Annotated in this window: 1 pseudogene; it reads left to right on the top strand. The window is 48.8% G+C overall.

Annotation, left to right across the window (positions count from 1 at the left end):
• Window positions 1-41: 41 nt before the first annotated feature.
• Window positions 42-754: pseudogene (potE, locus tag R7Z50_RS26880) on the top strand (putrescine-ornithine antiporter); the annotation flags it as partial.

Genomic DNA, 754 nt, shown 5'->3' with positions numbered 1-754 from the left:
TCTGGCGTCGGTGCGAACCGCTTATTCGTGGAGAATAATTTATGAGTACTGAAACTAAAAAAATGTCGGTGGTGCAGTTAACCATTCTGACATTCATCAACATGGCCGGCTCCGGCATCATCATGCTGCCAAGTAAACTGGCGCAAGTGGGCACCATTTCTGTGTTGTCTTGGCTGATCACGGCGGCGGGCTCTTTGGCGTTGGCTTATGTGTTTGCAAAATGTGGTCGCTTTAGTAAACGAGACGGCGGTATGAACGGTTACGCGTCTTACGCATTCGGTAAATCGGGTGCATTTATGGCGGGCTGGACTTACGGTTTGTCGCTCCTTATTGCGAACATTGCGATCGCGATTACTTGTGTGGGTTACGGCTCCGCATTCTTTGAAGTGACCCTATCTCCGGTCGAAACCTGTTTGTACACCATCGCCATTCTTTGGATTTGTACTTTCGCGAACTTCGGTGGTGCGAAAATCACAGGTCAAATTGGTACATTCACCGTGTGGGGCGTAATACTAGCAGTGTGGTCATTGGGTATTGTTGGTTGGTTCTGGTTTAACCCAACCATGTAGATTGAAGCTTGGAACCCACACAGCTTGCCATTTGGTGAGGCAGTGAGTGCTTCTATTGCGATGACTCTATGGGCATTCCTTGGTCTTGAATCAGCTTGTGCGAACTCTGAAGCAGTAGAAAACCCAGAGAAGAACGTACCAATCGCAGTGCTAGGCGGTACGCTAATCGCGGCTGTGGTTTACAT

Source organism: Vibrio sp. 1249-1, from assembly GCF_033340495.1.
Note: the sequence above shows the minus strand (reverse complement) of the source record. Positions and strands in the feature narration are given on the sequence as shown.